The 20,143-nt window shown below is 67.1% G+C and carries 21 protein-coding genes; 15 read left to right on the forward strand and 6 right to left on the reverse strand.

Features of this window, described 5'->3' with window-relative positions; genetic code table 11:
• The first annotated feature begins 61 nt into the window (after positions 1-61).
• Positions 62-1,345, forward strand: a complete 1,284-nt coding sequence (locus tag NS1_RS18625) for a phthiocerol/phthiodiolone dimycocerosyl transferase family protein (protein ID WP_062986325.1) — start codon at positions 62-64, stop codon at positions 1,343-1,345.
• Between the two features lie 42 nt (positions 1,346-1,387).
• Here the strand turns inward: NS1_RS18625 and NS1_RS18630 are convergent, their stop codons facing one another.
• Positions 1,388-2,458 (reverse strand): S1C family serine protease, encoded by a 1,071-nt coding sequence (locus tag NS1_RS18630; RefSeq protein WP_255284590.1) that lies wholly within the window; start codon positions 2,456-2,458, stop codon positions 1,388-1,390.
• A gap of 130 nt (positions 2,459-2,588) precedes the next feature.
• Here NS1_RS18630 and NS1_RS18635 point away from each other — a divergent pair, with 130 nt between their 5' ends.
• The 7 genes from NS1_RS18635 to NS1_RS18665 all read left to right on the forward strand — a co-directional run bounded on the left by NS1_RS18635 (position 2,589) and on the right by NS1_RS18665 (position 9,418).
• Positions 2,589-3,641, forward strand: a complete 1,053-nt coding sequence (locus NS1_RS18635) for an NAD(P)-dependent alcohol dehydrogenase (RefSeq protein WP_062986327.1) — start codon at positions 2,589-2,591, stop codon at positions 3,639-3,641.
• 114 nt (positions 3,642-3,755) lie between these two features.
• Positions 3,756-4,895, forward strand: coding sequence for an AI-2E family transporter (locus NS1_RS18640; protein WP_062986329.1), 1,140 nt, complete (start codon positions 3,756-3,758; stop codon positions 4,893-4,895).
• A 7-nt stretch (positions 4,896-4,902) separates the two neighbouring features.
• Complete coding sequence (locus tag NS1_RS18645) at positions 4,903-5,634, forward strand: ZIP family metal transporter (protein WP_062986331.1); 732 nt, start codon at positions 4,903-4,905, stop codon at positions 5,632-5,634.
• Positions 5,635-5,691: 57 nt separating this feature from the next.
• Positions 5,692-7,149, forward strand: a complete 1,458-nt coding sequence (locus NS1_RS18650; protein WP_062986333.1) for an alanine/glycine:cation symporter family protein — start codon at positions 5,692-5,694, stop codon at positions 7,147-7,149.
• Positions 7,150-7,164: 15 nt separating this feature from the next.
• On the forward strand, positions 7,165-8,010 hold the full coding sequence (locus NS1_RS18655) for a PPK2 family polyphosphate kinase (protein WP_062986334.1): 846 nt from the start codon (positions 7,165-7,167) through the stop codon (positions 8,008-8,010).
• 83 nt (positions 8,011-8,093) lie between these two features.
• A complete protein-coding gene (locus tag NS1_RS18660) occupies positions 8,094-8,855 on the forward strand; it encodes a DsbA family protein (protein ID WP_255284591.1) in 762 nt (253 codons plus the stop codon).
• A complete protein-coding gene (locus NS1_RS18665; RefSeq protein ID WP_370585371.1) occupies positions 8,855-9,418 on the forward strand; it encodes a vitamin K epoxide reductase family protein in 564 nt (187 codons plus the stop codon). Before NS1_RS18660 ends, NS1_RS18665 begins: the two co-directional genes overlap by 1 nt.
• On the opposite strand, the gene NS1_RS18670 is transcribed toward NS1_RS18665, so the two are convergent.
• The 4 genes from NS1_RS18670 to NS1_RS18685 form a co-directional block, all read right to left on the reverse strand.
• The gene (locus NS1_RS18670) at positions 9,404-10,048 is read right to left on the reverse strand and encodes a class I SAM-dependent methyltransferase (RefSeq protein WP_062986340.1); all 645 of its coding nucleotides are present in this window, start codon (positions 10,046-10,048) and stop codon (positions 9,404-9,406) included. The genes NS1_RS18665 and NS1_RS18670 overlap by 15 nt on opposite strands.
• Positions 10,045-11,289, reverse strand: a complete 1,245-nt coding sequence (locus NS1_RS18675; protein ID WP_062986349.1) for a saccharopine dehydrogenase family protein — start codon at positions 11,287-11,289, stop codon at positions 10,045-10,047. Before NS1_RS18675 ends, NS1_RS18670 begins: the two co-directional genes overlap by 4 nt.
• 22 nt (positions 11,290-11,311) lie before the next feature.
• Positions 11,312-12,742: an ABC1 kinase family protein gene (locus NS1_RS18680; protein WP_062986445.1), complete on the reverse strand. Its 1,431-nt coding sequence runs from the start codon at positions 12,740-12,742 to the stop codon at positions 11,312-11,314.
• Between the two features lie 158 nt (positions 12,743-12,900).
• Positions 12,901-13,587 carry a TetR/AcrR family transcriptional regulator gene (locus NS1_RS18685; RefSeq protein ID WP_062986447.1) on the reverse strand — a complete coding sequence of 229 codons (687 nt, stop codon included), beginning with the start codon at positions 13,585-13,587 and terminating at the stop codon, positions 12,901-12,903.
• Positions 13,588-13,926: 339 nt separating this feature from the next.
• Here NS1_RS18685 and NS1_RS18690 point away from each other — a divergent pair, with 339 nt between their 5' ends.
• The 6 genes from NS1_RS18690 to purU all read left to right on the forward strand — a co-directional run bounded on the left by NS1_RS18690 (position 13,927) and on the right by purU (position 18,817).
• Positions 13,927-15,180: a DUF445 domain-containing protein gene (locus tag NS1_RS18690; protein WP_056816234.1), complete on the forward strand. Its 1,254-nt coding sequence runs from the start codon at positions 13,927-13,929 to the stop codon at positions 15,178-15,180.
• Positions 15,181-15,293: 113 nt separating this feature from the next.
• The gene (locus NS1_RS18695; RefSeq protein ID WP_056814574.1) at positions 15,294-15,740 is read left to right on the forward strand and encodes a helix-turn-helix domain-containing protein; all 447 of its coding nucleotides are present in this window, start codon (positions 15,294-15,296) and stop codon (positions 15,738-15,740) included.
• Positions 15,740-16,402 (forward strand): hypothetical protein, encoded by a 663-nt coding sequence (locus NS1_RS18700; RefSeq protein WP_062986352.1) that lies wholly within the window; start codon positions 15,740-15,742, stop codon positions 16,400-16,402. Before NS1_RS18695 ends, NS1_RS18700 begins: the two co-directional genes overlap by 1 nt.
• Before the next feature lie 83 nt (positions 16,403-16,485).
• Complete coding sequence (locus NS1_RS18705; RefSeq protein WP_056814570.1) at positions 16,486-16,776, forward strand: DUF2516 family protein; 291 nt, start codon at positions 16,486-16,488, stop codon at positions 16,774-16,776.
• Positions 16,777-16,853: 77 nt separating this feature from the next.
• Complete coding sequence (locus tag NS1_RS18710; RefSeq protein WP_062986354.1) at positions 16,854-17,906, forward strand: alpha/beta fold hydrolase; 1,053 nt, start codon at positions 16,854-16,856, stop codon at positions 17,904-17,906.
• 20 nt (positions 17,907-17,926) lie between these two features.
• Positions 17,927-18,817, forward strand: coding sequence for a formyltetrahydrofolate deformylase (purU, locus tag NS1_RS18715; protein ID WP_056814567.1), 891 nt, complete (start codon positions 17,927-17,929; stop codon positions 18,815-18,817).
• 1 nt (position 18,818) lies between these two features.
• On the opposite strand, the gene NS1_RS18720 is transcribed toward purU, so the two are convergent.
• The gene (locus NS1_RS18720) at positions 18,819-19,346 is read right to left on the reverse strand and encodes a GNAT family N-acetyltransferase (RefSeq protein ID WP_062986355.1); all 528 of its coding nucleotides are present in this window, start codon (positions 19,344-19,346) and stop codon (positions 18,819-18,821) included.
• Positions 19,347-19,461: 115 nt separating this feature from the next.
• Here NS1_RS18720 and deoC point away from each other — a divergent pair, with 115 nt between their 5' ends.
• On the forward strand, positions 19,462-20,127 hold the full coding sequence (gene deoC / locus NS1_RS18725) for a deoxyribose-phosphate aldolase (RefSeq protein WP_062986357.1): 666 nt from the start codon (positions 19,462-19,464) through the stop codon (positions 20,125-20,127).
• Positions 20,128-20,143: the final 16 nt, after the last annotated feature.

Consider the following 20,143-nt stretch of genomic DNA (forward strand, 5'->3'; position numbering starts at 1 on the left):
GTGACATCCGTTTCAAACAAACGTCAGTGACAAGTGTATGAAACGGATGTATGTTTCGACTATGCCCTCTCGACGACGTATCTCCCCGTTCGAATCCAGCTTCTTCGGCACCGGCACGACCATCGGCAGCGTGCCGACCGGCGGGATGCCACTGTTTCTCGGCACCACAGTGCACGGCGTGCTCGACCCCGCGACCCTGCGGACAGTGCTCGACGAACTCGCCGCGGCGCATCCGCTGCTGCGCAGCCGGGTGGTGACCGACGACGGCGTGGGTCATTTCGTCCGCGACGACGGGTTCCGGCCTCGGCTCGACATCGTCGAGGGTGGTGAAGCCGAGTATCTGGCGCTGGTCAACGGGCCGAGGGACTGGAGTGACGGGCTGTTTCGCGCGTACCTGCTGCGGGCGGGTCTACGTCAGCAGATCGTGTTGGTCGTCCATCACGGAATCTCCGATGGCAGATCGGGATTCGCGTTGCTCGGGCAGATGTGGCGGCACTACGCGGCGCACGCGGCAGGTATCGCTGTGCCGGAGGCGAATTCGGATCAGGCGCTGCCCGAGGCCATGGATACCCGGCTGGCCGAAGTGGTTTCGGTCGAAGTGGCCGAAGCGTGGCTGGATGAAGTCAGGGCAGGCGCGGCGTCGATGGGTCCCGAGGATGCGCCGCGAACACTGCCCCGCGACGGTTCCGACACCGATCCACTCGGCCGATTCGCGATGCAGCGCATCGAACTCAGCGCCGAGGAGACCGCCGAACTCGTGACAGTGGCACGCGCCCATGGCCTTTCGGTGACCAGCGTGCTCGCCGGTACGGCGCTGACCGCCTTCCGAACCCGCATTCCCGAATCAGGCCTCTTGCCGATGTTCTGTGGGTACGCGGCCGACGTTCGCGCGGAATTCGACCCGCCGGTACCCGCCGAGACGGTCGTGAACTTCGCCTCGGGCGCGGGCGTGTTGGTCCACGCGTCCCGCGAAACCACCCAACTCGAACTGGCTCACGCGATCGAGACCGGCCTGCGCGCCGGCCTGGACCGCCGCGAACCCGCCCACTTCCCCCTCGCCGCCCAACTCGTGAACGACGAACTCACCGCCGCCCTCCTATCGGCACCCCCCACCCTCGCCATCTCCAATATCGGCCGTCTGCAACCCCATTCGATCCCCGACGACATCGCCTTCGTCCGCGACGACGTCTACGCCATGGGCCCGGCCATGCCCCCGAAACTCACCACTTTCACCATCGCAGGCCGCCTCACCCTCCAACTCGAATACGACACCGCCCTCTACCGCCGAACCCACATGGAAAAGCTCCGCCTGACCCTCGTCGAACTCCTCCAAACCCTCGAGTGACACGGCCGGAGTCCCGCTTGTCCAGCGTGGTCGGTGTGGGGGTCAGTTGGGGGTTCCGTGGGCGAGTACTGCTTCGACGGTGCGGGTGGTGCCGTTGGGCGAGGTGACGTCGAGGCGGATCGGGTCGGCGGGCTTGCGGAGGTTGATGGCGGCGCTGAGGGCCTTGGCGGTGGTGATCGAGACGCCGTCGACCGCGGTGATCACGTCGCCGATGGTGATACCGGCCTCGCGGGCGGGCTGGCCGTAGAAGGCCCAGCTCACCTGGGCGCCGGCGGGTCTGGCATCGATGACCTGTACGCCGAGGGTTGCGGTGGGGCCGATGTGGACGGTGTCGGTCGGGGTTCCCGAACGGATCTGGGCCACGATGCGCATGGCGGTGTCGATCGGGACGGCGTAGCCGTTGGCCGGTCTGCCCTCGGCCCTGGCGTTCTCGCCGGAGGCCGCCGTGATCACCCCGACCACCGCCCCTGACGCGTCGGCCAGCGCGCCGCCGGACTGCCCGCCCATCACCGGCGCGGCGACCTCGACCATCCCCTTCAGCGCCTTGCGGGTCAGGTCGGCGGAGTTCATGGCGACGATCGTCGCGTCCAGATCGGTGATCGGACCGGCGACCGAGGTCGGCTCGCCGCCGTCGCCACCCGCGTCACCGATGGCCAGCACATCCTGGCTGATCCGCAGGTCGGCGGAGGTGCCCAGCCGGGCGGTCGGTAAACCGGTAGCCCCGGCCAACGACAGCAGCGCGATGTCGGCGCCGGAGTCGTAGCCGAGCACGGTCGCCTCGTAGACGAGTCCGTTGGCGATATCGGTGACGCTCAGCGCCTCGGCGCCCTTGATCACATGATGACTGGTCAGAATCTGTCCGTCGGAGGTGAGCACGATCCCCGATCCGGCCGCCCCGATGCCGAAACCGGCCGCGTCGACGTCGATATTGACCAGCACCGATTCCAGCTGCCCCGCGACCAGCGCGGGGTCGAGCGGCACCAGCACGGGCGCCTGCGCCTGCGCCACGAACTCCGGCTCGACCAGGGCGAACTCCCCGCGATACCCGAGAAAGGCGCACACACCGAGCAGCGCGACCAGCATCGTCACCAGCAGTCGTCCGACACGCTTCACAGCACATGTCCTCTCTCGCGAGCCGACCAATCCATTGTGACCGGTTTTCGGCGCACGCCGGTCTCGATACGGACGCGGTCGGAGCGCGGCCTACTTGGCAAAGCACGCATGCGGCTGTAGGCATGTAGCCATGAGCACCGCTGCCGCCTACGCCAAGCCCTCTCCTGACGGGGCCTTCGAAAAGGTCACGATCGAACGTCGTGAGGTCGGTCCCGATGATGTGCTGATCGATATCAAGTACGCCGGTATCTGCCATTCCGATATCCACACCGCGCGCGACGAATGGGGCGGCGCGCAGTACCCGTGCGTGCCAGGTCACGAGATCGCGGGCATCGTCGCCGCGGTCGGCTCGTCGGTGCGCAAGTACCAGGTCGGTGACCGGGTCGGCGTCGGCTGCCTGGTGAACTCGTGCGGGAAGTGTGTGCCGTGTCTGGCGGGCGAGGAGCAGTACTGCTCCAACGGTCCTACGTGGACCTACAACTCGCGCGTCCCCGAAACCGCGCAGCCGGGCGGGTACACGATGGGCGGCTACTCCACCCAGATCGTGGTGGACGAGAGCTTCGTCGTCGCGATCCCCGAAGGCATCGGCCTGGACGTCGCCGCGCCGCTGCTGTGCGCGGGCATCACGCTGTTCTCACCGCTGAAGCACTGGAACGCGGGACCGGGCAAGAAGGTCGCGATCATCGGGATGGGCGGGCTCGGGCACGTCGGGGTGAAGATCGCGGCGGCGCTGGGCGCGGAGGTGACGGTGCTGAGCCAGTCGCTGCGCAAGCGCGACGACGGCCTGCGCATGGGGGCCCACCACTACTACGCCACCAGCGACAAGGAAACCTTCCGTCAGCTGCGCGGCCAGTTCGACCTGATCATCAACACCGTCTCGGCAGACCTGCCCATAGACAGCTACCTGCGCCTGCTCGCCCTCGACGGCACCCTGGTGATTCTCGGCCTGCCGGAGAACCCGATGAGCGTCACCGGGCGCAACCTCGCCGGTTTCCGCCGGTCACTGGCCGGTTCGATGATCGGTGGCGTGGCCCAGACCCAGGAGATGCTGAACTTCTGCGCCTCGCACGGGATCGGCGCGGAGATCGAACTGATCTCCGCCGACGAGATCGACTCCGCCTACGACCGCGTGGTCGCCAGCGATGTCCAGTACCGGTTCGTGATCGACACCGCCACGGTATAGCTGTCCGAGTCGGCGGTATGCGCGCCGACGGGCTGGTGGGCGCTCGTCCTGGGTACCGTGACATCTGTGGTTGCCCAGGACGAATCCGCTGAACCTGCCGCACGGTCCGGCGACATGAGAACTCTGCCTGCCTTCTGGTCGGTGCGAACACCACCGCGCTGGCTGCCGAGGGCGCTGCTGTACATCGTGCTCGCGGTGGCCGGGTTGATCGCGGCGTTCTGGGTGCTCGGCAAGATGCAGGGCCTGCTGACCGTGCTGCTGGTGTCGATCTTCTTGGCGTTCGCGATCGAACCCGCGGTGAATTGGCTTGCCGCGCGCGGTGTTCGGCGCGGGGCGGGCACCGGCGCGGTGTTCCTGGCCTTGCTGGTGGTGATCGTGGCGTTCGTGTGGACGCTGGGCGCGCTGCTGGTCAACCAGGTGACCATGCTGGTGGCGAATGCCCCCGACTACGTCCAGGATCTGGTGAACTGGGTCAATTCGACCTTCCACCAGGATATTTCGGGTGACGACCTGACCAAATACGCCTCGGAGTGGAGTTCCACGATCGAGAAGTATCTGGTGGGTCTGGCCGGAAACGTCTGGGGCATCGGCACTGTCGCGATCGGCGCGCTGTTCCAGCTGCTCGGGGTGCTGTTGTTCACCTTCTACTTCGCCGCCGACGGTCCCCGTTTCCGTACCTGGGTGTGTTCGCTGCTGCCGCCGAGACAGCAGAAGCATGTGTTGCGGGCCTGGGACATCGCGGTCGAGAAGACCGGCGGCTACATCTATTCGCGGGCTCTGCTCGCGCTGTGCTCGGCGATCGCGCACTATGTCGCGCTGCGGGTGCTCGATGTGCCGTCGGCGTTCGCCTTGGCGCTGTGGGTCGGCGTCGTCTCCCAGTTCATCCCGACCGTCGGCACGTATTTGGCCGGCGCGCTCCCGGTGCTGGTCGCGCTGGTGCACGACCCGATCACCGCCCTGTGGATCCTGCTGTTCATCGTCGCCTATCAGCAGTTCGAGAACTACGTGCTGCAACCGCGCATCACCGCGACCACCCTGGACATGCACCCGGCGGTGGCCTTCGGGGCGGTCATCGCGGGTGCCGCGTTACTCGGGCCGACCGGCGCTCTGCTGGCGATTCCTGTCACCGCCACGCTGCAAGGTTTCGCGGGCGCGTATGTGCGCCGCTACGAGGTCACCGAAGAGGTGGACGCGCCACCGTCGAAGAAGAAGCGCAAGAAGGCCGAGTCCGAAGCCGCATCCGCCGACGAATAGGCAGCTCATGGCGATCCTGTTGTCCCTGGTGTCGATGTTGTCGACGCTGTTCGGCGGTTTCGTCGCCATGCGGATCGGCGACCGCAAGCACCTGGTTCTCGGCTTGGCCGCCGGGGTGATGTTCGGCGTGGTCGCGTTCGATCTGATTCCCGAGGCGCTCGAACAGACCGACGGCATGTTCCGCGGTATCCCGTATGTGTTGATCGCCGCGGTCCTCGGCTTTCTCAGCCTGCACGTGATCGAGCGGGCGGTCGCCATCCATCGTGGCCACGAGCAGGAATTCGGTACGCACAAGCACGGTTTCGAGTCCGTCGGTCTCCTGGCCGCGGGCGGCCTGATCTTTCACAGCACCCTGGACGGTTTCGGTATCGGCCTCGGGTACCAGGCGGGCGCGGCGGTGGGCATGTCCGTCGCGATCGCGGTGATCTGCCACGACTTCGCCGATGGCTTCAACACTTTCACCATTCCCACCGTCTACGGCAGTGCCCGCAAACGCGCCCTCACCCTGTTGGCCCTCGACGCCGTCGCGCCCGTAGTAGGCGCCGTACTCGGCACCGTGATCCATGTCCCGGAGCACTGGATCGGCCTCTACATGGGCTACTTCGCCGGGTTCCTCCTCTACCTCGCCACCGCCGACATCCTCCCCGAAGCCCACGCGGGCCACCCCTCCCGACTGACCCTGTTGTGCACCCTCTTCGGCGTGGCCGCCATGTTCATAGTCTCCGCCCTCAGCCACTGAGCAACATGAGGCGCGGCCTGACCGGTCACGGCGCGCGACGGCGGTAGCGTTCGCCGGATGGACACCCTGAACTCGGTGATCGTCGATGTCAACGATGTGTTCTGGAACTGGCTGCTGATTCCGCTGGTCGTCGTGGCCGGGGTGTACTTCACGGTGCGCACCGGCGTGGTGCAGGTGCGGATGCTGCCCGAGATGTTCCGGGTGGTCACGGAGAAGGGGCCGACGGCCGCCGACGGGAAGAAATCGGTGTCGGCGTTCGGAGCTTTCAGTATCTCCGCGGCGGCGCGGGTGGGGACCGGCAATATCGCGGGGGTCGCGACCGCGATCAGTGTCGGCGGGCCGGGGGCGGTGTTCTGGATGTGGGCGATGGCCACGGTCGGCGCCGCGTCGGCGTTCGTGGAATCCACGCTCGCCCAGCTCTACAAGCGCCGCGAGAACGAGCCGGGGACCTTTCGCGGCGGCCCCGCGTACTACATGGAATACGGGCTGCGGCGTCGTTGGCAGGGGTTGGCGTTCGCGGTGATCATCACGGTGACCTTCGGCTTCGTGTTCAACGCGGTGCAGGCCAACACCATCGTGGCGACCGCGCGGGCGTCGCTGTCGGCGCTGGACGGTGACTGGTTCGCCCTGGTGGTGGGGCTGTGTCTGATCACCCTGCTCGGGCTGGTGATCTTCGGTGGCGTGCGCCGGATCAGCCACATCACCGAGGTGCTGGTGCCGGTGATGGCGATCGTGTACCTGCTGCTCGGCATCGCGGTGGTGGCACTCAACATCACCGACCTGCCGCGGGTGCTGGCCGATATCGTCGGCGGGGCGTTCGGGGTGCGTGAGGTGGTCGGCGGCGGGATCGGTACCGCGCTCGCGCAGGGTATTCGGCGCGGGATGTTCTCCAATGAGGCTGGGCTTGGTTCCTCGCCCAACGCGGCTGCGGCAGCGAATGTTTCGCATCCGGTGAAGCAGGGTCTCGTCCAATCGCTCGGGGTCTACTTCGACACCCTGCTGATCTGCTCGATCACCGCCTTCATCATTCTCACCACCGACCCCGACCTGTCCGAGCGGCGCAGCGCCGACCTCACCCAGAGCGCGCTGCAGGCGTCGCTGGGCGATTGGGCCGGGCACGTGCTCACCGCGGTGGTGTTCTTGCTCGCGTTCAGCTCGATGATCGGCAACTTCTACTACGGCCGCGCCAATATCGAATTCATCACCACGCGTCCACAGGTGCTCACCGCGTTCCGAATCCTGGTGCTGGTGGCCGTCTTCGGTGGCGCGCTCGGCTCGGTGAGCCTGATCTGGAATCTCGCTGATGTGTTCATGGGCGTGATGGCGCTGGTGAACCTGGCCGCGATCATTCCGCTCGGCGCCGTCGCTTTCCGTTTGCTCGCCGACTACCGCGCCCAGCGTGGCGCCGGCGAAGACCCCGAGTACGTGCACAGCGCCGATATCGCCGACCCGGCGGGCGTGCAGTGCTGGCAGGCAACGATTGCGTCGAGCTTGCCCGGTAAACCCACCCAGTAGTGGTAGGCATGGGAAATGGCGAAAACCTGGACCGAACCGGCTGAGATCGCGCTGCGCGCCGACGGTCAGCGCATCGCTGATCTCGACACCGCGAGCACGCCGGGCTTCACCGGCGGCAAGCGCCTCGGCAAGGAACTGCTGGCCGAACGGGCGACGGTGCTGTCGGTCTTGCAGGAGAAGCTGTTCGCGCACGGTCGCACCGGTGGACAACACAGCGTGCTGCTGGTTCTGCAGGGTATGGATACCGCGGGTAAGGGCGGCATCGTGCGCCACGTCATCGGTTCGGTCGACCCGCAGGGCGTCGATCACGCGTCCTTCGGCGTGCCGACCGAGGAGGAGTCCCAGCACGACTTCCTGTGGCGCATCCGCAACAGGCTGCCCGCGCACGGTCAGATCGGCGTCTTCGACCGCTCCCAGTACGAGGACGTACTGGTGGTGCGGGTACACGAGCTCGTGCCGCAGGCGGAGTGGGAGCAGCGCTACGACCAGATCAACGCCTTCGAGAAAGACGTCGTCGACGCGGGCACCACCATCGTGAAGGTCGCCATGTTCGTCTCCCTCGACGAACAGAAGCGTCGGCTGCGCGAACGGCTCGAGCGCCCGGACAAGTACTGGAAATTCAACCCCTCCGACATCACCGAACGCGCCCACTGGCCCGAATACCAGAAGGCCTACCAGGCTGTTCTCGATCGCACCAACACCGATTACGCGCCCTGGTATGTACTGCCCTCCGACAACAAGTGGTACGCGCGCCTGGCGGTCACCGAGTTGCTGATCGCCGCACTGTCGCAGTTGGAACTCGATTGGCCGCCCGCCGACTTCGATATCGCCGAGCAGTTGCGCCGACTCGACGAGTCCTGAAAACAAGCTTTGCGGAAACTCTCAGGTTCGGCCCGCATGATGTTCCCGGTGGGGAGCCAACGAGCGAAAGGCGTGTGACGACGGTGAGCACGGGCAAGAGTCCCTCCGGCAGGAATCCGCTGGCGGCGGCCGAGGCGGCCGACAAGAAGCGCAAGATCGCGATCCAGGTCGGCGTCGCCGCGGTTCTGGTGGCGCTGGTCGCGGCCATCGGCATCGGAATTGCCGTGAACAAGTCCGATTCCGACAAGGAATCGTCGACTACTTCGGCGGCGCAGTTGCCCGCGACGGGCGGGGCGGTCACCGAGACCGGCACGGTCGTGATCGGCAATCCCGATGCCAAGGTCAAGGTGCGCGTGGTCGCCGACCTGCAGTGCCCGGCTTGCAAGCAGTTCGAGGCGGCCAACGGGGAGACACTCGCCAAGGCCGCCGCCGACGGCACCGCGTCCGTGGAGTACCAGATCATCTCCTTCCTCGACAAGGCCTCGACCGACCAGTACTCCTCGCGGGCGGCCAACGCGTCGTTCTGCGTGGCGAAGTCCGATACCACCAAGTACCAGTCCTGGTTGCAGACCATGTTCGAGAAGCAGCCCGCCGAGGGCGGCGCGGGCCTGAGCAACGACGAGCTCATCCAGATCGCCACCGATGCCGGGTACACCGATCCGGCCGTGGCGACCTGCATCGATGACAAGCCGTACAACGACTACATCCAGCAGGTCACCCAGACCACGCTGCAGAGCGGCGTGAAGTCGACGCCGTCGGTGTACATCAACGGCCAGCTGAACCAGTCCGACGCGATCTTCACCGAGAACGGCCTGGCCCCCGTGATCGCTGACGCGGCGAAGTGATCACCGCCCCCGCCCGCTCGGCCTGGCTGCTGCTGATCGCCGGGCTGGCGGGCTGGCTGGCGTCGTTCACGCTCACCGTCGAACGGTTCAAGCTGTTCGTCGACCCGAACTACGTCACCTCGTGCAGCATCAACTCGGTGCTGTCGTGCGGGTCGATCATGAAGACCGACCAGGCCGCGGTCTTCGGTTTCCCCAACCCGCTGATCGGCGTCGTCGGGTTCTCGGTGGTGGTGACCCTCGCGGTGCTGTCGGTGGTCGGTATCGGATTCCCGCGCTGGATCTGGGGCGGGCTGTGGATCGGGACCGTCCTCGGCATCGCCGGACTGTGCTGGCTGATCTTCCAGAGCCTGTACCGGATCAACGCGCTGTGCCCGTACTGCATGGTGGTGTGGGTGGCCGTGCCGGTGTTGTTCGCGGTGACCACGCAGGAGCTGTGGGGTCGCTCGCGTGGGGCGATGGGGATCCTCGCCGAATGGCGCTGGACCCTGGTGGTGGTGTTCTACGCGGTGGTGCTGCTGCTGGTGTTCCTGAAGTTCCAGGACTACTGGCTAAGCCTGGTCTGACAACGGCTTGGTGGCGTCCACGTACTGCATGAAACGGTGGACGCGCTGGTCGATTTCGGTCAGGCCCGCCCTGGCGAACAGCTTCGGGAAGATGTCTCGGTCGAACAGGCGAAGGCCGCTCAGGCTCGCGGCCAGACTGCTCGCCGACCCGAAGAGGTTGTCCTCGGCGTAGCTGGTGCTGATCGCGATGCGGCCGCCGGGGGCGAGGACGCGGATCATCTCGCGGGTAGCGACCAGCGGGTCGGGGATCAGGTACAGGGCGCCGAAACAGCAGACGGCGTCGAAGGTTCCGTCGGCGAACGGCAGCGTGCGCGCGTCGCCGCGGACGTAGCCGACGCGGGGGCTCGCGTTGTCGACGGCGGCCTTGGCCAGCATCGGGGCGGAGTAGTCGAGACCGGTGACGAAACCGTCGCGGGTGAGATATTCGCTCAGGTATCGCGTGAAATTGCCTGGGCCGCAGGCAAGGTCGAGCACCTTCATGGGACCGCTCAGGCGCAGCCGGTCGACCGCGTCGCGGCGGTCGGTGCCGGTGGTCCGGCCGCTGGCGAGGTAGAACAGCGTGGGTCGCCACGCGTGCTCGTACACCGCCGCCAGCGCCGGGGCGTTCATCGTCCTGCGAGCGAGATTCACTGTCGTGCGACCTCGATGGTCATGCCCGCCTCGCGCAGTCGCGCGGTGAGCGCCTCGCCCATCGCGGAGGCCGGGGTGAGCACGCCCGCGCGCTCGGGCAGGGTGTCGAAGGCCAGGCTCAGGCCGCTCTGGCCGAGCAGCACGGCGGTGGCCTGGTAGCCGGGATCGCCGGTGCCGGAGAAGGTGGCCTGGTACTTGGCGCCCGAGCTGGTGCGAGCGAAGGTCTTCATGGTGAACCAGCCACTGCGGCGGACCTTTTCGTTGGGGCCGGTGCCGGGCTTGGGCAGGATCCGGTCGAGGAGCTTGCGACCGAGCGAGACGCGTGAGAGGACTGCGCCCGAAGCCATTCCGGCCACGATGCCGCCCGCGATTCCGGCGGCGACCAGCGGCGCGGCGGCCGAGGTACCAGCGTTCATCACCTCGCGGTAGCGGAACTGCTTGCCGTAGGCCCAGCCGAGCAAGCCGTTTGTGCGGCGCACGACCTTGGTGTTGTGCGAGGCCATCACGAACGTGGTAACCCAGCCGTCGAGGCTCGCGTCGATGCTGTCGGCGCGGGCCAGCGCCTGATCGGACTGGCGACCCACATCGGGTTCCATGCTGCGGTCCGGGCTCAGCGAATACGGGTGGGCCAGGATCTTGCCGCGCGAGGAATCGGCCGCGATGTCTTCCATCATCGCGCGTCCGGAGTCGATGGTGCCCCCGCTCGCACCGCCCTTGAGATAGGCGACCAGGGTGGTGTCCTCCAGCTCACCGGTGTCGTCGGCGATGGTGGCGCGGTAGATCTCGTACACGCTCAGGTCCGACGGAATCGAGTCGTAACCACAGGAATTCACGATCTTCGCCCCCGAGTCGACCGCGGTCTGTTCGAACTTCTCGATGGCGTCGTGGATGAACAGCGGCTCGCCGGTGAGGTCGGCGTAGTGGGTGCCCGCCGCGGCGCACGCGCCGAGCAGCGGCAGGCCGTAGCGCAGGTACGGGCCGACAGTGGTGACCACGACCTTGGTGCGCTCGGCCATCGCCGCCAGCGAGGCCGGATCGCTGGAATCGGCGACGACGAGTTCCCACGTCGCGGCGGCCGGGCCGAGCTCGTCGCGGGTGGCGGCGAGCTTGTCCGCCGAGCGACCCGCCAGGGCGATCTTGGCGTCGGCCGGGGCGGCGGTGAGCAGGTATTCGGCGGTGAGTTTGCCGACGAAACCCGTTGCGCCGAACAGGATCAGGTCGAACTCGCGGTGCTGCGGCATTGCGCGCCTTTCGAAAAGGTGATCAGGGCTTGGTGGCTGGCGCGCTCGCCTTGCGGGCGCGGGTCTTCTTCACCGGCTTCGGTGGGTGGGTAGTGAGCCAATCGCGGTGGGCCAGGCCGAGTTCGGTGATCGGCGGATCGCCGTAGAGCCATTCCCTGGCGATCAGATGCCAGTTGTTGGTGCTGTCGAGCTGGCCGAGCATGCCGAAGGTGAGGAAGTCGGCGCGGCGGGAGAACAGGTGCTCCGGCGGCAGGTTCTGCTGCTTCATGCCGGTGAACTCGCTGGCCCTCGGATCGACGGCGAGCAGGAACGCGCCGCTGGCCAGTTCAGGGGTGATGGTGAGCTCCTCGTCGACCAGACACCATTCCGAGGCGGCGAGCACGTATTCGAGGCATTCCTCGGCGCCGATCTCCTCGGGCGAATCGATCACGCCGCGGTCGATCATCAACTGCCGCAGGTCTTCGGCGCGATCCTCGGCGGCCGCGCGCAGGCACTGGATTTCGAAGCCGACCAGCTTGGGATCCATCCGGTTGAACAGCCCGAAGTCGAGGAACGCGACCCGGCCGTCACGGGCGAGCAGCACATTGCCCGGATGCGGGTCGCCACAGAACTCGTTGAAGCTGAACAGCGAGCCGACATAGAAGCGGTAGATGATCTCGCCGACCCGATCGCGTTGCGCTGCCGGCATTTTCCGGATCTCGTCGAACCCGTCGCCGTCGATGAACTCGCTGACCAGCACACGGGTGGTCGACAGCTCGGGCACCGAGGAGGGCACCACGATGAACGGGTGGTCGCGGTACAGGTGCGCGATCTCGGCCTGGGTGGCGGCCTCGGCCTGGTAGTCGAGTTCGCTCTCCATGTTCAGTTTCAGCTCGTCGAGCACCGCGGGGGTGATCCACGGCATCGCCGAGGCCAGCACCCGGCGGAACATGGTGAGGTTCTTCAGGTCCGCGCGCACGGCGGCGTCGACCCCGGGGTACTGGACCTTCACCGCGACGGCGCGGCCGTCGTGCAGGGTGGCCCGATACACCTGGCCGATCGAGGCGGCGGCGATCGGCTCCGGATCGAATTCGGCGAAGATCTCCGCCAGCGGAGCACCGAAATCCTGCTCGATCACCGCGCGCATGGACTCGAACGAGACGGTCGGCGCCGCGTTGCGCAGCACGGCGAGGCGCTGCTGGAACCGCTCGCGATGGTTCTCGGGCACCAGATCCAGATCCAGCACCGACATCATCTGGCCGAGTTTCATGGCCACGCCCTTCATGGTGCCGAGCACCATGACCACCTGTTCGGTGGTGCGGATCATCGACTCCTCGGCCATCCGTGCGCGCACCGCCTCCGAGCGGCCGCGCATCGAGAGCCTGGTCTTCTTCGAGCGGATGACCGAACCCGCCGCGACCGCCCCCAGCTTCGTCCCGCGGGCAAGCCGGGAAGTCGGCACGTTCTTCGCCATCGAGGTACCTCCGTTGGTGCCGACGTGCGCGGCGGTGTCGACGCGCAGCGTCACACGACCACCCGCGGTGACGCAAGCCACAGCGCCCCGCTCGGTTCAGCGTAGCCAACCGCGCGGCGTTGTCGAGCCCGGCTCCCTCGAAGGGAGGGAAAGCCTGGTCAGGGTGTCTGCGGCGGCATCTCGGGGAGCGGATGCGGCTGCGCGGTGAAGATCTCGGGTGAGCCGCCCGCGCGGGCCATGCCCTCGATCGCGCTCCAGGCCATCATCGTGAGGTAGTCGATCACGTCCTGGCGAGGCATGGCCTTGTCGGTGGTGGTCCACCAGTGGGTGGCCAACTGGATGCCGCCGACCAGCACGTACGACCACAGCATCGCGCCCTCGGTGCGGATGCCCTTGGCGCCCGCCCGATCGACGAGCACGGTGGTGACCACCTCGGCGAACAGCCGCTCGAACTCCGCCAGCGAGGACTTGTCGCCCGCGGCATTGCTCATGATGAACCGGTAGACCTCGGGGTCGTCGTCGACGGTGCCGACGTATTCGGTCATCGCGGCGCGCACCAGCTGGTACTCGTCGGCGTCGAGGCTGATCGCGCCGTACACCCGGGGCAGCAGGGTGGTTTCGATGAAGCGCTGCATGGTGGCGTGGACCAGGTCGTTCTTGTCCGCGAAGTAGCGGTACAGCACGGTCTTGGACACGCCGATCTCGGTGGCGATCTCGTCCATGCCCGCCTGGCTGCCCCGCGCGCGAATGGCGTTGAGGGTGCCGTCGACCAGCTCCTCGCGGCGGTCGATCTTGTGCTGCCGCCACCGACGTTTGCGGCCGTCGGCTTGGCCGCCGCCGCGCACACTGGCTCGGCTCGACTGCTCGCCGATCTCGACAAGGTCTTCGGTGGACAGAACAGCCCCCTCGTGATCGATGTTGGCGTCTTTAGTCAACAGCTTAGGCGCGCCGGTGTGGGGTGGCGCTCCTTTGGGCCACGTTGGGGCATTTACCACACTCCGGTGCTTACGCGCGCGTACGAAAACCAGGCGGTTCGCCGTGTCGTGGGAGCCGCCACGCGGGGTTGGCGGCGGCGCACTCGCCGCGCGCACAGCAGAATGGGGGCTATGGAGAAATCTCCCGGCAACACGGCGGTTCTCACGCCGCGCACCGAGCCCGCCGCACAGCCCGCCGGCTTCGCGGTGATGACCGACGAGGCGGGCAAAAAACGTGACCTGTTCAAGATGAAGGCGCTGGCGACCAGTTTCCTGGTCGTGGCCAGCGTGATCTACCTGTTGTGCCGCTGGCTCGAATCGCGTGGCGGCGGTGGCGAGTGGGTGGGCTATGTCCGCGCGGCCTCGGAGGCGGGCATGGTCGGCGCACTGGCCGACTGGTTCGCTGTCACCGCGCTGTTCAAACACCCACTGGGTCTGCCGATCCCGCACACCGCGATCATCCGCAAGAAGAAAGACCAGCTCGGCGAGAGCCTCGGCGCCTTCGTCGGCACCAACTTCCTCGCTCCCGATGTGGTCTCCGCCCGCCTGGACTCGGCGCAGATCTCGCTGCGCGTCGGGCGGTGGATGGCCGATCCGGCGCACGCGGTCAGGGTGGCGAAGGAGAGCGCGACGATCCTGACCGCGGTGGTCAACACCCTGCGCGACGAGGATGTCGAGCAGATCATCGACAACACCATCGTCAAGCGGATCGCCGAACCGCTGTGGGGGCCGCCGCTGGGTCGGGTGCTCTCGGAGATGATCGCCGACAACCGGCAGCGGCCGCTGATCGATCTGCTGGCCGAGCGCGCGCACCAGTGGGCGCTGGGCTCACAGGACACGATCGATCGGATCGTGGTGCGCGATGCGCCGCAGTGGGCGCCGAAATTTGTCAACACATTGTTGTCGGAGCGAATTTATCGGGAACTCGTCGAATTCACCTGGAAGGTGCGCTCCGATCCCGATCATGAATTGCGCAAGGCCGCCGATCGCTTTCTCCAGGATTTCGCCGAGGACCTGCAACACGACGACGCGATGATCGCCAAGGCGGAGAAGGTCAAGGCCGAGATCATGGGCCGCGAGCAGATCACCGGAATGGCCGAGGCTACTTGGCGAGCGGCGAAGCGGTTGATCTTGGAGTCGGCCGAAGATCCTGATTCCACACTTCGGCGCAAGGTGGCCGAAAATGTGCAACAGCTCGGCGAGCGCCTCCGTGACGACCCGGAGATGCGTGGCAAAGTGGACGGGTGGATCGATCGCGGTGCTCGCTATCTGGTGGGCAACTACTCCGCGGAGATCACGACACTGGTGACCGATACGGTCGCGCGCTGGGACGCCGACGAGGCGAGTAGGAAGATCGAATTGCAGGTCGGTCGGGATCTGCAATTCATCAGAATCAACGGCACGGTGGTCGGCTCACTCGCCGGCCTGGCGATCTACACCGTCTCGCAGCTGCTGTTCCACTGAACGACCTGGTAGCCGGAGCTGCGTACGTGTCAGCCGACCGGGTGCTAACTGTAGTGCTTGCAATAGCTAGCACCCTGTTCTACTATTGGCCTTACAACGCCAGAAGGTGAGCGATGACAGACCAACCCGAGAGTCGTGTAGCGCACGCGGCTCAAGATATCGGAGGTTTCATCAGGGCACAGCGCGAAGGTGCGCAGGTGTCCCTGCGTCAGCTCGCCGCTCTGGCGGGGGTAAGTAATCCGTACCTGAGCCAAATCGAACGCGGATTACGTAATCCCTCCGCCGAAGTACTCGGGCAGATCGCCAAGGCGCTGCGAGTTTCCTCGGAGGTGTTGTATGTGCGGGCAGGATTTCTGGAACAGCGCCCGCACAGCCCGGTCCGTGACGCCCTGCTGGCCGACACTTCGGTGTCCGAGCGGCAGAAGCAGGTGTTGCTGGAAATCTATGAGTCGTTTCGCCGGGAAAACGGGGAAGAAACCGGCTCAGGGGGGAACGAACGAGACAGTGACGTTTCGTTCACGACAACTGACACTCCGCCACACCAGGAGAATGAAGACTGATGACCGAAAAGACCGCCACTGTCACCAAGCCGCTGTTCGCCACCGTCGGCGCCGGTGACGCCATCTACGCCGCCGTGAACGACGTTGTCGCCGACGTTCGTGGCCGCGTTGTCGCCACCGATGCCAAGGCCCGCGTCGAAGAGGCCCGCGAGCGCATCGCGAACGTGCCCGCCGACGTGCAGGCCCAGTTCGACACCCTGCGCGACCGCATCTCCGGCCTGCCGTCGGAGCTGCCGGAGGATCTCGCCGAGCTGCGCGAGAAGTTCACCCCAGAAGAGCTGCGCAAGCTGGCCGAGCAGTACTACCGCCAGGCGCTCGACATCTACGCCGATCTCGCCGTTCGCGGCGAGGAGACCGTCGACCGGCTGCGTGCCAACCAGGCCGTCGACGAGCAGATCGGTCGCGTCGAGACCCTCTACAAGGATGCCTCCGCTCGCGCCGAGGACGCCCTGACCAAGGTCAACGACCTGCTGGGCCGCACCAAGGCCGAGGCCGAGGCCGTGGCCGACAAGGTCGAGGCCGTCGTCGATGCCGAGGTCGTCGCCGTCACCACCGAGCCCGCTCCGGCCAAGCCCGCCGCGGCTCCGGCTCCGGCTCCGAAGAAGGCTCCGGCCGCCAAGAAGGCCGCTCCGGCCAAGAAGGCCGCGCCGAAGAAGATCTGATTCGCCTTCGCGCATCACCGCTGACAGCGGCCCCCTACACCAGGTGTGTGCGGGGCCGCTGTTCGTATGATGGGGGTGTGAACATGGTGAATGGGATGACCTCGCTGATTCTGCTGATCCTGTGGATCGGCGCCTTCGGCGCGACGGTGTTCGCGCTCATTCACGCTGTGCGCCAGCGTTCGGATGCCTTCACCGCCGTCGACAAGATGACCAAGCCCATCTGGCTGGCCATTCTCGGCGGTGCGCTGGTGTTCCTGCTGATCGGCATCGGCGGGCTGGGGATGCTGTCGTTCATCGCGATCATCGCGACCGGTGTGTACCTGGCCGACGTGCGTCCGAAGGTCGATGAGGTGCAGCGCGGCCCGCGCTGGTAAATAGCCCCCTCGAAGGGCTCGCGGGTGAGTGGTACGCGGTGTTACTGTATCTAGCAGTAACACAAAGGAGTGTGCCGATGCGCGCAAAGTTGCCGACGGCTCTGGTGAACCTGGTCAGCCGGGTATCCACCGTGGTCGAGACCACCCTCGCGGCTCACCGGGCCGACCTGCGGACACGGACGCACGGGATCGCGGCCTTCGATCCGCCGCGGATGCCCTACGACGTGATTCCGGTGGTCACCGCCGATGGCGCCCGCCTGCGGGTGCACGCCTACGGACCGGTCGACGCGCCCGTCATCGTGTTCGCCCACGGCTGGACGTGCTCGCTCGAGTACTGGAACGCCCAGATCAACGCCTTCGCCGGCGAGTACCGCGTGGTCGCCTACGACCAGCGCGGACACGGCGAGAGCACCAACGGGTACGCCCGCCCGAGCACGAATCTGCTCGCCGACGACCTGTGTGACGTGCTCGACGCCGTATTGCTGCCGGGGCAGCGCGCGGTGCTGGCCGGGCACAGCATGGGCGGGATGACACTCATCGCCTGGGCGGGCCGCTACCCCGAGCGTGTCGCCGAGCAGGCCGCCGCGGTGATCCTCACCAATACCGGTGCGCACTCGCTGGTCGAGGTGTCGACCATGGTTCCCGGTCTCAACGTGCCGCTGCGGATTCTGCGCGGCCGGTCGATGCCGACGCCGGACTGGCTCGGCAGGCTGATCCTCGGCACCCCGGTGGTGTTCCCGCCGATCAAGCCGGTGCGCTGGATCTTCGCCCGTCAGGTGATGACCCTCGACACCTCGCGCGAGAAGCTGGACTACGCGCTGTCGGTGGTGCGCGGCTGTCCGATGATGACGCGTTCGCGCTACGGGTTCCTGCTCACCGCGCTGCACCTGGGCGACGACGCGAAGAACTTCTCGGTCCCGACCACCGTGCTCGCCGGCGACCGCGACGACATGACCCCCGCGATCCACGCCGAACGCCTGGCCGCGCTGCTGGCGGAAGCGGGCACGCTCGCCGGGTTCAAGGTGCTGCCGACCGGGCATCTCGGCAACGTCGAACGCTTCGACCTGTTCAATGCCGAAGTGGCCCAGGTACTCTCCGCCGTCCGCGAGCCCGTGCGCGCCCTGGCCTGATCGCCTGCGAGAATCGGCGGATGAGTTCTACCGCTGTGACCTCGGACGACCGTCGGTTCGTGCTGACCCTCGGCTGCCCGGACCGGCCGGGCGTCATCGCCCGGATCTCCTCGTTCATCGCCGAATTCGGCGGCTCGATCGTGGAGGCCGGGTACCACTCCGACGGTGACATCGGGTGGTTCTTCACCCGGCAGGCCGTGAAGGCCTCGACGGTGCCGTTCTCCATCGACGAGCTCCGGGAGCGCTTCGCCGAGGTGGCCGCCGAGTTCGGTCCCGAGACCGATTGGCAGCTCCACGATTCCGGTGCGCCGCGGCGGGCGGTGCTGCTGGTGAGCAAGGACGGGCACTGCCTGCACGACCTGCTCGGACGCGCGCAGGCCGGTGAGCTGCCCGCGACCATCGAGGCCGTGATCGGCAACCATCCCGACCTCGCGGGGATGACCGAGGCGCACGGGGTGAAATTTCACTACGTGCCGTTCCCGAAGGACCCGGCCGAGCGCGGTCCGGCCTTCGAGCAGGTGCGCGCACTCGTCGACTCCCATGATCCGCACGCGGTGGTGCTCGCCCGGTTCATGCAGGTGCTACCCGCCGAGCTGTGCGAGTACTGGGCCGGGCGGGCGCTCAATATCCATCACAGCTTCCTGCCCTCGTTCGTCGGCGCGCGGCCCTATCACCAGGCGTACGCGCGCGGGGTGAAGCTGATCGGGGCGACCTGCCACTACGTCACCGCCGAGCTGGACGCCGGGCCCATCATCGAGCAGGACGTGATCCGGGTCGATCACGCCGACGACGTGCGCGACATGGTGCGCCAGGGCCGTGACATCGAGCGGGTCGTGCTCGCGCGCGGGCTGCGCTGGCACCTCGAGGGCCGGGTGCTCGTGCACGGTCGGCGCACGGTCGTCTTCGAGTGATCTACAGGTCGTAGAACGGTGCGGCGTAACGGAATTCGCCGGTGACGGCGGAGTCGTAGGCCGTGAGCGGGCGGACCTGGAAGTGCGGCCCCCATTCGGCCTCGTCGGGCACGATGCCGAGGCGCGCGCCGGGGACGAAACCGAAGCGGGCGTAGTAGTCGGGGTCGCCGACCAGGCCGACGACCGATTCGTCGAGGGCATCGGCGGCGCCGAGGGCGGCGTGGACCAGCGCCGAGCCGACGCCGGACTTCTGGTTCTCCGGATCGACGCCGAGCGGGCCGAGCGCCAGCACGGGGAACGGCCCGATACCAGCTCTGGTGAGACAGATGTGCCCCACGACGGTGTCGTATTCGAGCGCGACCAGTGACAGCGTCGGCATCCACGACTCGTCGGTGCGTAGCATTTCGACGAGGGCGGGTTCGGGTGGTTCGGTGACGGCCGGATCGCCCGCGTAATGCGGGGCGAAGGCGGCGCGGTGAATCGCGGCGATCGCCACCGCGTCCGCTGGGGTCTCGCGACGGATCAGCACAGGCTTAAGTCTCCAGGATTTGGGTAGGGGAGCGCAATGATGTGCGGTCGCCGATGTCCGGATACGTCGATGCCCTCTGCGCCGGACGGTGCCGCGCGTATGCCATGCTCGGCAAATGACTTCCGCGCCGCTGACCCGGGCCGCCGTGGCCGACATGATCGACCACACCCTGCTCGCTCCGGAAGCCACGCCGGCCGAGGTCGACGCGTTGATCGCCGACGCGCGCAAACTCGGGGTGTACGCGATCTGTCTGTCGCCCTCGATGCTGCCGGTGCGCGCGCCGGGGCTGGTGGTGGCCACCGTCGCGGGCTTCCCGTCCGGCAAACACCACTCGCTGGTGAAGGGCGCCGAGGCGCGGCTGGCCGTGGATCAGGGGGCCGCCGAGGTCGATATGGTGATCGACGTGGGCGCCGCGCTGGCCGGTGACTTCAATGCCGTCCTCGCCGACATCATCACCGTGCGTGAGGCGACCAGGGAACGGGCCGTGCTCAAGGTGATCATCGAATCGGCCGCACTCACCGACGAGGCGATCGTCGGCGCGTGCCGGGCGGCCGAGCAGGCGGGCGCCGATTTCGTGAAGACCTCCACCGGTTTTCATCCGGCGGGCGGTGCGAGCGTGCACGCGGTGCGGTTGATGGCAGAGACCGTGGGCGGGCGGCTCGGGGTGAAGGCCAGCGGCGGAATCCGCACCGCCGAGGACGCCGCCGCGATGATCGAAGCCGGGGCTACGCGGCTCGGGTTGTCGAAATCGGCCGCCGTCCTCGCCGGATTTCCCGAGTAGTCACCGCCTCGCAGGA

The organism is Nocardia salmonicida NBRC 13393 (genome assembly GCF_001613085.1).
Taxonomy (GTDB): Bacteria; Actinomycetota; Actinomycetes; order Mycobacteriales; family Mycobacteriaceae; genus Nocardia; species Nocardia salmonicida.

What these genes read in the sequence shown, in the direction of transcription:
- NS1_RS18625 (WP_062986325.1), top strand. Translation starts at nt 62, where the DNA reads ATGCCCTCTCGACGACGTATCTCCCCGTTCGAATCCAGCTTCTTCGGC.
- NS1_RS18635 (WP_062986327.1), top strand. Translation starts at nt 2,589, where the DNA reads ATGAGCACCGCTGCCGCCTACGCCAAGCCCTCTCCTGACGGGGCCTTC.
- NS1_RS18640 (WP_062986329.1), top strand. Translation starts at nt 3,756, where the DNA reads ATGAGAACTCTGCCTGCCTTCTGGTCGGTGCGAACACCACCGCGCTGG.
- NS1_RS18645 (WP_062986331.1), top strand. Translation starts at nt 4,903, where the DNA reads ATGGCGATCCTGTTGTCCCTGGTGTCGATGTTGTCGACGCTGTTCGGC.
- NS1_RS18650 (WP_062986333.1), top strand. Translation starts at nt 5,692, where the DNA reads ATGGACACCCTGAACTCGGTGATCGTCGATGTCAACGATGTGTTCTGG.
- NS1_RS18655 (WP_062986334.1), top strand. Translation starts at nt 7,165, where the DNA reads ATGGCGAAAACCTGGACCGAACCGGCTGAGATCGCGCTGCGCGCCGAC.
- NS1_RS18675 (WP_062986349.1), bottom strand. Translation starts at nt 11,289, where the DNA reads ATGCCGCAGCACCGCGAGTTCGACCTGATCCTGTTCGGCGCAACGGGT.
- NS1_RS18680 (WP_062986445.1), bottom strand. Translation starts at nt 12,742, where the DNA reads ATGGCGAAGAACGTGCCGACTTCCCGGCTTGCCCGCGGGACGAAGCTG.
- NS1_RS18690 (WP_056816234.1), top strand. Translation starts at nt 13,927, where the DNA reads ATGACCGACGAGGCGGGCAAAAAACGTGACCTGTTCAAGATGAAGGCG.
- NS1_RS18695 (WP_056814574.1), top strand. Translation starts at nt 15,294, where the DNA reads ATGACAGACCAACCCGAGAGTCGTGTAGCGCACGCGGCTCAAGATATC.
- NS1_RS18700 (WP_062986352.1), top strand. Translation starts at nt 15,740, where the DNA reads ATGACCGAAAAGACCGCCACTGTCACCAAGCCGCTGTTCGCCACCGTC.
- NS1_RS18705 (WP_056814570.1), top strand. Translation starts at nt 16,486, where the DNA reads ATGGTGAATGGGATGACCTCGCTGATTCTGCTGATCCTGTGGATCGGC.
- NS1_RS18710 (WP_062986354.1), top strand. Translation starts at nt 16,854, where the DNA reads ATGCGCGCAAAGTTGCCGACGGCTCTGGTGAACCTGGTCAGCCGGGTA.
- purU (WP_056814567.1), top strand. Translation starts at nt 17,927, where the DNA reads ATGAGTTCTACCGCTGTGACCTCGGACGACCGTCGGTTCGTGCTGACC.
- deoC (WP_062986357.1), top strand. Translation starts at nt 19,462, where the DNA reads ATGACTTCCGCGCCGCTGACCCGGGCCGCCGTGGCCGACATGATCGAC.